Source organism: Natronohydrobacter thiooxidans (genome assembly GCF_001884735.1).
Lineage (GTDB): Bacteria > Pseudomonadota > Alphaproteobacteria > Rhodobacterales > Rhodobacteraceae > Roseinatronobacter > Roseinatronobacter thiooxidans_A.
The window spans coordinates 81,246-89,388 of the sequence record NZ_MJAP01000019.1 but is presented as its reverse complement, the minus strand read 5'-3'; the positions used below and the strand labels follow the sequence as shown (position 1 = coordinate 89,388).

17 protein-coding genes are annotated in these 8,143 nt (G+C 60.1%); all 17 read left to right on the top strand.

Annotated features, from left to right (window positions below; genetic code table 11):
• Positions 1-75: 75 nt before the first annotated feature.
• The 17 genes from rpsJ to rplF all read left to right on the top strand — a co-directional run bounded on the left by rpsJ (position 76) and on the right by rplF (position 8,143).
• Positions 76-384: a 30S ribosomal protein S10 gene (gene rpsJ / locus BG457_RS12090; protein ID WP_071797400.1), complete on the top strand. Its 309-nt coding sequence runs from the start codon at positions 76-78 to the stop codon at positions 382-384.
• A 12-nt stretch (positions 385-396) separates the two neighbouring features.
• The gene (rplC, locus tag BG457_RS12085) at positions 397-1,233 is read left to right on the top strand and encodes a 50S ribosomal protein L3 (protein WP_071797399.1); all 837 of its coding nucleotides are present in this window, start codon (positions 397-399) and stop codon (positions 1,231-1,233) included.
• Between the two features lies 1 nt (position 1,234).
• Positions 1,235-1,855: a 50S ribosomal protein L4 gene (gene rplD, locus BG457_RS12080; protein WP_071797398.1), complete on the top strand. Its 621-nt coding sequence runs from the start codon at positions 1,235-1,237 to the stop codon at positions 1,853-1,855.
• A complete protein-coding gene (locus BG457_RS12075; RefSeq protein ID WP_071797397.1) occupies positions 1,852-2,148 on the top strand; it encodes a 50S ribosomal protein L23 in 297 nt (98 codons plus the stop codon). The genes rplD and BG457_RS12075 overlap by 4 nt, the downstream gene beginning before the upstream one ends.
• Before the next feature lie 122 nt (positions 2,149-2,270).
• Positions 2,271-3,110 carry a 50S ribosomal protein L2 gene (rplB, locus tag BG457_RS12070; protein ID WP_071797396.1) on the top strand — a complete coding sequence of 280 codons (840 nt, stop codon included), beginning with the start codon at positions 2,271-2,273 and terminating at the stop codon, positions 3,108-3,110.
• A 3-nt stretch (positions 3,111-3,113) separates the two neighbouring features.
• Complete coding sequence (gene rpsS / locus BG457_RS12065) at positions 3,114-3,392, top strand: 30S ribosomal protein S19 (RefSeq protein WP_071797395.1); 279 nt, start codon at positions 3,114-3,116, stop codon at positions 3,390-3,392.
• A 3-nt stretch (positions 3,393-3,395) separates the two neighbouring features.
• Complete coding sequence (gene rplV / locus BG457_RS12060) at positions 3,396-3,776, top strand: 50S ribosomal protein L22 (RefSeq protein ID WP_071797394.1); 381 nt, start codon at positions 3,396-3,398, stop codon at positions 3,774-3,776.
• Positions 3,776-4,477, top strand: coding sequence for a 30S ribosomal protein S3 (gene rpsC, locus BG457_RS12055; protein WP_071797393.1), 702 nt, complete (start codon positions 3,776-3,778; stop codon positions 4,475-4,477). Before rplV ends, rpsC begins: the two co-directional genes overlap by 1 nt.
• A 21-nt stretch (positions 4,478-4,498) precedes the next feature.
• Positions 4,499-4,912: a 50S ribosomal protein L16 gene (rplP, locus tag BG457_RS12050; protein WP_071797392.1), complete on the top strand. Its 414-nt coding sequence runs from the start codon at positions 4,499-4,501 to the stop codon at positions 4,910-4,912.
• 199 nt (positions 4,913-5,111) lie between these two features.
• A complete protein-coding gene (gene rpmC / locus BG457_RS19725; RefSeq protein WP_084657613.1) occupies positions 5,112-5,315 on the top strand; it encodes a 50S ribosomal protein L29 in 204 nt (67 codons plus the stop codon).
• A 12-nt stretch (positions 5,316-5,327) separates the two neighbouring features.
• A complete protein-coding gene (gene rpsQ / locus BG457_RS19720) occupies positions 5,328-5,567 on the top strand; it encodes a 30S ribosomal protein S17 (RefSeq protein ID WP_084657611.1) in 240 nt (79 codons plus the stop codon).
• Positions 5,568-5,628: 61 nt separating this feature from the next.
• Positions 5,629-5,997, top strand: coding sequence for a 50S ribosomal protein L14 (rplN, locus tag BG457_RS12040; RefSeq protein ID WP_071469567.1), 369 nt, complete (start codon positions 5,629-5,631; stop codon positions 5,995-5,997).
• A complete protein-coding gene (gene rplX, locus BG457_RS12035) occupies positions 5,997-6,302 on the top strand; it encodes a 50S ribosomal protein L24 (RefSeq protein ID WP_071797391.1) in 306 nt (101 codons plus the stop codon). Before rplN ends, rplX begins: the two co-directional genes overlap by 1 nt.
• Positions 6,302-6,862, top strand: coding sequence for a 50S ribosomal protein L5 (gene rplE, locus BG457_RS12030; protein WP_071797390.1), 561 nt, complete (start codon positions 6,302-6,304; stop codon positions 6,860-6,862). Before rplX ends, rplE begins: the two co-directional genes overlap by 1 nt.
• Before the next feature lie 19 nt (positions 6,863-6,881).
• On the top strand, positions 6,882-7,187 hold the full coding sequence (rpsN, locus tag BG457_RS19715; protein ID WP_084657610.1) for a 30S ribosomal protein S14: 306 nt from the start codon (positions 6,882-6,884) through the stop codon (positions 7,185-7,187).
• Positions 7,188-7,199: 12 nt separating this feature from the next.
• Complete coding sequence (gene rpsH / locus BG457_RS19710; RefSeq protein ID WP_175546787.1) at positions 7,200-7,598, top strand: 30S ribosomal protein S8; 399 nt, start codon at positions 7,200-7,202, stop codon at positions 7,596-7,598.
• 11 nt (positions 7,599-7,609) lie between these two features.
• Positions 7,610-8,143, top strand: a complete 534-nt coding sequence (gene rplF / locus BG457_RS12020; RefSeq protein WP_071797388.1) for a 50S ribosomal protein L6 — start codon at positions 7,610-7,612, stop codon at positions 8,141-8,143.

Below are 8,143 nucleotides of genomic sequence, written 5' to 3'. Positions count from 1 at the left end.
GAAAATCATCAAGTAATCAAGGCTGTGAGTAGGGTGCGTGGTTTCCACGCACCGCTCCTTCCGAAGGAAAAGAAGATGCAAGGTCAGAATATCCGCATCCGGCTCAAGGCCTTCGATTACCGCGTGCTTGATGCCAGCACGCAGGAAATCGTCAACACGGCCAAGCGCACGGGGGCAACTGTGCGCGGTCCGATCCCGCTGCCCAACAAGATCGAGAAATTCACCGTTCTGCGCGGCCCGCATATCGACAAGAAGTCGCGCGACCAGTGGGAAATCCGGACGCATAAGCGTCTGCTCGACATCGTCGACCCGACCCCCCAGACCGTGGACGCGCTGATGAAGCTCGACCTCGCCGCCGGGGTTGATGTCGAGATCAAAGTTTAAGGAACCAGGACAATGCGCTCTGGAGTGATTGCAAAGAAGCTGGGGATGACCCGGCTGTTTCTGGAGGACGGGCGGCAAGTTCCCGTGACTGTCCTGCAACTGGACGGGCTGCAGGTCGTCTCGACCCGCACCGCTGACAAGGATGGCTACACGGCTGTTCAGCTTGGCGCCGGTACGGCCAAGGCAAAGCGCGTCTCCGCGCCGATGCGTGGCCATTTCGCGCGCGCCAATGTTGCGCCCAAGCGCAAGCTGGCCGAATTCCGCGTGAGCCCCGAGAACCTGATCGAAGTCGGTGAAGAGATCACGGCTGACCACTATTTCGCGGGTCAGTTCGTCGATATTGCAGGCACCTCGATCGGTAAGGGGTTTGCTGGTGCGATGAAGCGCCACAACTTCGGTGGTCTTCGCGCCTCGCATGGTGTGTCGATCAGCCACCGCTCGCACGGCTCGACCGGGCAGTGTCAGGATCCTGGCAAGGTGTTCAAAGGCAAGAAGATGGCCGGTCACATGGGCGCTGCCCGTGTCACCACGCAGAACCTGCAGGTCGTCAAGACCGACAGCGATCGCGGCCTGATCATGGTCAAGGGTGCTGTGCCGGGCTCGAAAGGTGGCTGGGTCACGATCAAGGATGCGGTGAAGAAACCCTTCCCCGAGAATGCGATCCTGCCTGCCGCGCTGAAATCCGCTGCTGATGCCGCACGCAAGGCTGCTGAGGAAGCTGCCGCTGCGGCTGCTGCCGAGGAAGAAGCCGCACGTCTGGCTGCGCTGGAAGCTGAAGCCGCGGCGCAGGATGCTGCGCTGGCAGAGGCCGAGGCTCAGGTTGAAGCCGAGAAGAAGGAAGGCGAGTGAGATGAAACTCGACGTTGTCAATCTGCAGGCAGGCAATGCCGGTGAAGTCGAGCTCAATGAGGCCATTTTTGGCCTCGAGCCGCGCGCCGATATCCTGCACCGTGTGGTGCGCTGGCAGCGGGCGAAAGCCCAGGCTGGTACCCACAAGGTCAAGACCCGCTCGGAAACCAGCTATTCCACCAAGAAGATCTACCGCCAGAAGGGCACCGGTGGCGCACGCCACGGCGATCGCAATGCGCCGATCTTCCGCAAGGGTGGTGTCTACAAGGGCCCCACGCCCCGCAGCCATGCGTTTGACCTTCCCAAGAAGGTCCGCGCACTTGGTCTGAAGCTTGCGCTTTCGGCCAAGGCTGGCAGCGGCAAGCTGGTGGTGCTGGACACGACGGATATGGCGGAAGCCAAGACCGCAGTGCTGGCCAAGGCCGCCAAGGAACTGGGCTGGAAAAAGGCACTGGTCATTGACGGGGCCGAGGTGAACGAGAATTTCGCCCGCGCCGCGCGCAATCTGGACGGCATCGATGTGCTGCCCTCCATCGGGGCCAATGTCTATGACATCCTGCGCCGTGACACGCTGGTGATCACGCGCGCCGGGCTTGAAGCATTGGAGGCTCGACTGGCATGAGCGCGAACGCACAGCATTATGACGTGATCCGCAAGCCGATCATCACCGAAAAGGCAACCATGGCGTCAGAGGCCAATGCGGTTGTGTTCGAAGTGGCGATCGACGCGAACAAACCCCAGATCAAGGACGCGGTTGAAGCGATCTTTGGTGTGAAGGTGAAAGCGGTCAACACGACGATCACCAAAGGCAAGGCCAAAGTGTTCCGCGGGATGCGCGGCCGCCGCAAGGACGTGAAGAAAGCATATGTCACCCTCGAAGAGGGAAATGCTATCGACGTGACCACGGGCCTTTGATATAGGCACCACGACTCAGCGGCCCCGACGCTCTCGGGGCCGCTGGTTATTTGGCGCGGACCTCCGGGGCCGCATCACGACAACCGGACCTTTTGGTCCAGAGCACACGGAAGACAGAAAGCATGGCACTCAAGTCGTATAAACCAACGACGCCGGGCCAGCGCGGGCTGGTGCTGATCGACCGTTCGGAGCTTTGGAAAGGTCGCCCTGTCAAGGCCCTCACCGAGGGTCTGACCAAATCGGGCGGTCGGAACAATACCGGACGTATCACGGCACGCCGCATTGGTGGTGGCGCAAAGCGTCTCTATCGTATCGTGGATTTCAAGCGCAACAAGCTTGACGTTCCGGCAACGGTTGAGCGGATCGAATATGATCCCAACCGCACGGCCTTCATCGCGCTGATCAAGTACGAGACCGGCGAGCAGGCCTATATCCTTGCACCGCAGCGTCTGGCTGTCGGCGACAAGGTTGTGGCCTCGGCCAAGGCCGATATCAAACCCGGCAACGCGATGCCCTTCTCCGGCATGCCCATCGGGACGATCGTGCACAATATCGAGATGAAGCCCGGCAAGGGCGGCCAGATCGCGCGTGCAGCAGGCACCTATGCCCAGTTCGTTGGTCGCGATGGTGGCTATGCCCAGATCCGTCTCTCCTCGGGCGAGCTGCGTCTGGTGCGTCAGGAATGCATGGCGACGGTTGGCGCGGTGTCGAACCCCGACAACTCGAACCAGAATTTCGGCAAGGCTGGCCGCACCCGTCATCAGGGCAAGCGCCCGTCGGTGCGCGGTGTCGCCATGAACCCGATCGATCACCCGCATGGTGGTGGTGAGGGCCGGACCTCGGGGGGGCGCACGCCGGTCACGCCCTGGGGCAAGGACACCAAGGGCCGCAAGACGCGCTCGAACAAGCAGACCGACAAATACATCCTGCGGTCTCGCCACGCGAAGAAGAAGGGTCGCTAATCCATGGCACGTTCAGTTTGGAAGGGCCCTTTCGTCGATGCTTACGTCCTGAAAAAGGCCGAGAAAGCACGCGATTCGGGTCGCAATGAAGTCATCAAGATCTGGTCGCGTCGCTCGACCATCCTGCCGCAATTCGTGGGCCTGACTTTCGGCGTCTACAACGGCAAGAAGCATATTCCGGTGAATGTGACCGAGGACATGATCGGCCAGAAGTTTGGCGAATACTCGCCGACGCGCACCTATTACGGGCACGCCGCCGACAAGAAAGCGAAACGGAAATAAGCCATGGGTAAAGAGACAAATCCGCGCCGCGTGGCCGAGAACGAAGCGATGGCGAAGTCGCGCATGCTGCGCACCTCGCCGCAGAAGCTGAACCTGGTCGCTGCCATGATCCGCGGCAAGAAGGTGGACAAGGCGCTGGCCGATCTGACCTTCTCCAAGAAGCGGATCGCGGGCGATGTGAAGAAATGCCTGCAATCGGCGATTGCCAATGCGGAGAACAACCACGGTCTGGACGTCGATGAACTCGTCGTCGCAGAAGCCTGGGTTGGCAAGAACCTTGTGATGAAGCGCGGCCGTCCGCGTGCACGGGGCCGCTTCGGCAAGATCATGAAGCCGTTTTCAGAACTGACCATCAAGGTTCGCCAGGTCGAGGAGCAAGCATAATGGGTCAGAAGGTCAATCCGATTGGCATGCGCCTTCAGGTGAACCGCACCTGGGACAGCCGCTGGTTCGCTGACAGCAAGGATTACGGCAATCTTCTGCTTGAGGATCTGAAGATCCGCGAGTTCATCAATGAAGAATGCAAGCAGGCTGGCGTCAGCCGCGTGATCATCGAGCGCCCGCACAAGAAATGCCGCGTGACGATCCACACGGCCCGTCCGGGTGTGATCATCGGCAAGAAAGGCGCGGATATCGAGACGCTGCGCAAGAAGCTGGCGAATCTGACGGACAGCGATCTGCACCTGAACATCGTGGAAGTCCGCAAGCCGGAACTCGATGCGCAACTGGTGGCCGAGAGCATCTGTCAGCAGCTTGAGCGTCGTGTGAGCTTCCGTCGTGCGATGAAGCGTGCGGTTCAGAACGCCATGCGCATGGGCGCCCTCGGGATCCGCGTGAACCTGGCGGGTCGTCTGGGCGGCGCCGAGATCGCACGGACCGAATGGTATCGCGAAGGTCGCGTGCCGCTGCACACGCTGCGCGCCGATATCGATCACGCGCATTCCGAAGCGCTGACGGCCTACGGGATCATCGGTGTGAAGGTCTGGATCTTCAAGGGCGAGATCATGGAACATGATCCGCAGGCCCGTGACCGCCGGCATCAGGAACTTCAGGACAGCGGCGGCGCCCAGCGCCCGCGTCGCTGATCCGTTTGAAGGAGAAACACAATGTTGCAACCGAAACGGACCAAGTTCCGCAAGCAGCACAAGGGCCGTATTCATGGCGAGGCGAAGGGCGGGTTTGACCTGAACTTCGGCAGCTATGGCCTGAAAGCTGTCGAGCCCGAGCGCATCACCGCGCGCCAGATCGAAGCTGCCCGCCGGGCCATGACGCGCCACATGAAGCGTCAGGGTCGCGTCTGGATCCGTATCTTCCCGGATGTGCCTGTCACCTCGAAACCCACCGAAGTGCGGATGGGTAAAGGTAAGGGCTCGGTTGATTTCTGGGCCGCGAAAGTCAAGCCCGGTCGCGTGATGTTCGAGATCGATGGCGTGAATGACGCCACCGCCCGCGAAGCACTGCGTCTGGCGGCGATGAAACTGCCGATCAAGACCCGCGTCGTCGCACGCGAAGACTGGTGATCCGTAGGGTGCGTGCTCAGCACGCACCCTACTCCACACATTGATATCCCGGCTCTGATGGGCCGGGATGTTTTCTTCCCAGCAAGGGCCCTTGCCAAACGGGCGTATCCCGCCTATAGCACGCGCTCATCCACCTCCGCCGGGAATCAGGGTGACCCTTTCGGGGGCCCTCCGGTGATTGTTGACTGAAGGAATGGCCATGAAAGCCGAAGATCTGCGTAACAAGACTCCGGATCAGCTGCGCGATCAGCTGGTGTCGTTGAAAAAGGAAGCGTTCAACCTGCGTTTCCAGAAAGCGACCAACCAGCTGGACAACACAGCCCGCATCCGTCAGGTGCGTCGCGACGCTGCCCGCGTTTCGACCATCCTCAACGAAAAAGCCCGCGCTGCGGCGGCGAATTAAGGAGCTCCGACCATGCCCAAACGCATCCTGCAAGGCAAAGTGACGAGCGACAAGAACGATCAGACCGTCACGGTTCTGGTCGAGCGCCGCTTCACGCACCCCGTCATGAAGAAAACGGTTCGCAGCACGAAGAAGTACCGTGCCCATGATCCGGAGAACCAGTTCAAGGTCGGCGACACCGTGCGCATCATCGAATGCGCGCCGATCTCGAAAACCAAACGCTGGGAGGTTCTGGTCGACGCCACCGCGTAACCAGACCTTTCAGTCTTATCGAAACCCTGGGCAATGAGGCCCAAAGGTCGGGAGACACCAAATGATCCAGATGCAGACCAATCTGGATGTTGCTGATAACTCTGGCGCTCGCCGGGTTCAGTGCATCAAGGTCCTCGGTGGGTCCAAGCGGCGCTATGCGTCCGTGGGCGACATCATCGTGGTATCGGTCAAGGAAGCCATTCCGAAAGGCCGCGTGAAGAAAGGCGATGTCCGCAAGGCTGTCGTCGTGCGCACCGCCAAGGAAGTTCGTCGTGAAGATGGCACCGCCATCCGTTTCGACCGCAATGCCGCAGTCATTCTGAACAATGCAGGCGAGCCTGTCGGCACCCGTATCTTCGGGCCGGTTGTTCGTGAATTGCGCGCGAAGAACTTCATGAAGATCATCTCGCTCGCGCCGGAGGTGTTGTGATGGCTGCGAAACTGAAAAAAGGTGACAAGGTTGTCGTTCTTGCTGGCAAGGACAAAGGCAAGACCGGTCAGATCAGCCGCGTGATGCCTGCCGACAACAAGGCTGTTGTCGATGGTCTGAACATCGCGATCCGCCACACCAAGCAAAGCCAGACCACGCAGGGCGGCCGTTTGCCGCAGGCGATGCCGATCGATCTGTCGAACCTCGCTCTGGTCGATGGCAATGGCAAGGCAACGCGCGTCGGCTTCCGCATGGAAGGCGAGCAGAAAGTGCGGTTTGCCAAGACAACCGGGGAGGCGATCTGATGCTTGACGCAGCCACCTACACGCCCCGCCTGAAGGCTGTCTACAAAGACAGCATCCGCGCGGCGATGAAAGAAGAATTCGGCTACAAGAACGACATGATGATCCCGAAGCTCGACAAGATCGTGCTGAACATGGGCATCGGCGAAGCCGTCAAGGACAGCAAGAAGATCAAGTCGGCCCAGGCCGATCTGACTGCGATTGCTGGCCAGAAAGCCGTGATCACCAAGGCGCGTAACTCGATTGCTGGCTTCCGGGTCCGCGAAGAGATGCCGCTCGGTGTCAAGGTCACTCTGCGCGGTGACCGGATGTATGAATTCCTTGACCGTCTGATCACCGTGGCGCTGCCGCGCGTGCGCGACTTCCGCGGCGTGAAAGGCACGTCCTTTGACGGCCGTGGCAACTACGCCATGGGCATCAAGGAACATATCGTCTTCCCCGAGATCAATTTCGATCAGATCGACGAGATGTGGGGTATGGACATCATCATCTGCACCACCGCGAAAACCGACGCAGAAGCCAAGGCGCTGTTGAAGAATTTCAACATGCCCTTCAACAGCTGACGCGAGAGGGAGAGAACCAATGGCTAAAAAAGCAATGGTCGAGCGCGAGAAGAAGCGTCAACAGCTTGTGGCGAAATATGCTGCCAAGCGCGCTGAGCTGAAAGCAATCGCTGCCGATGCCGAACGCCCGATGGAAGAGCGTTTCAAGGCGAATCTGAAACTGGCACAACTGCCGCGCAACTCCTCCGAGACGCGCCTGCACAACCGCTGCCAGCTGACGGGCCGTCCGAAAGCCTACTACCGGAAACTGAAACTGTCGCGGATCGCGCTGCGGGATCTGGCCTCGAAGGGCCAAATTCCCGGCATGGTCAAGTCGAGCTGGTAAGGAGATCGCAAGATGTCGATGAACGATCCTCTCGGCGATATGCTGACCCGTATCCGCAATGCGCAGATGCGCGGCAAATCCACTGTCCGCACGCCTGCCTCCAAGCTGCGCGCCTGGGTTCTGGATGTGCTGAAAGACGAAGGCTACATCCGTGGCTATGAGCATGTGACGGCGGCAAGCGGCCACCCGGAACTGGAAATCTCGCTGAAATATGCCGATGGCCAGCCCGTGATCCGCGAACTCAAGCGCATCTCGAAGCCCGGTCGCCGCGTCTATTCCGGTGTTCAGGAGATCCCGCAGGTCCGCAATGGCCTCGGTATCTCGGTTGTCTCCACGCCGAAAGGCGTGATGTCCGATGCAAGCGCACGGGCTGCCAATGTTGGCGGCGAAGTGCTCTGCCGTGTATTCTGAGGAGGGCTGAGATGTCACGTATTGGCAAAAAGCCTGTCGAACTGCCTTCGGGTGTTTCGGCTCAGGTCAAGGGCCAGACCATCGAGGTCAAGGGCCCCAAGGGCACCCGCAGCTTCACGGCCGGGGATGATGTGGATGTGATCCTTGACGGCAACGTCGTCACGATCAAGCCGCGTGGCCTGTCCAAGCGCGCGCGCCAGCAGTGGGGCATGACCCGCTCGATGGTTGCGAATCTGGCACAGGGCGTCACCGGTGGCTTCAAGAAAGAGTTGGAACTGGTGGGTGTGGGTTACCGCGCCGCCATGGCCGGCAAGGATCTTAAGCTGTCGCTGGGCTACAGCCACGAGGTCGTGTTCAACGTGCCCGAGGGCATCACGATCACGGTTCCGAAGCAGACTGAAATCGTTGTGGAAGGTATTGACCAGCAACTCGTCGGCGAGACGGCTGCGAATATCCGCAAGTGGCGTTCGCCCGAGCCCTATAAGGGCAAGGGGATCCGCTACAAGGATGAGTATATCTTCCGCAAGGAAGGCAAGAAGAAGTAA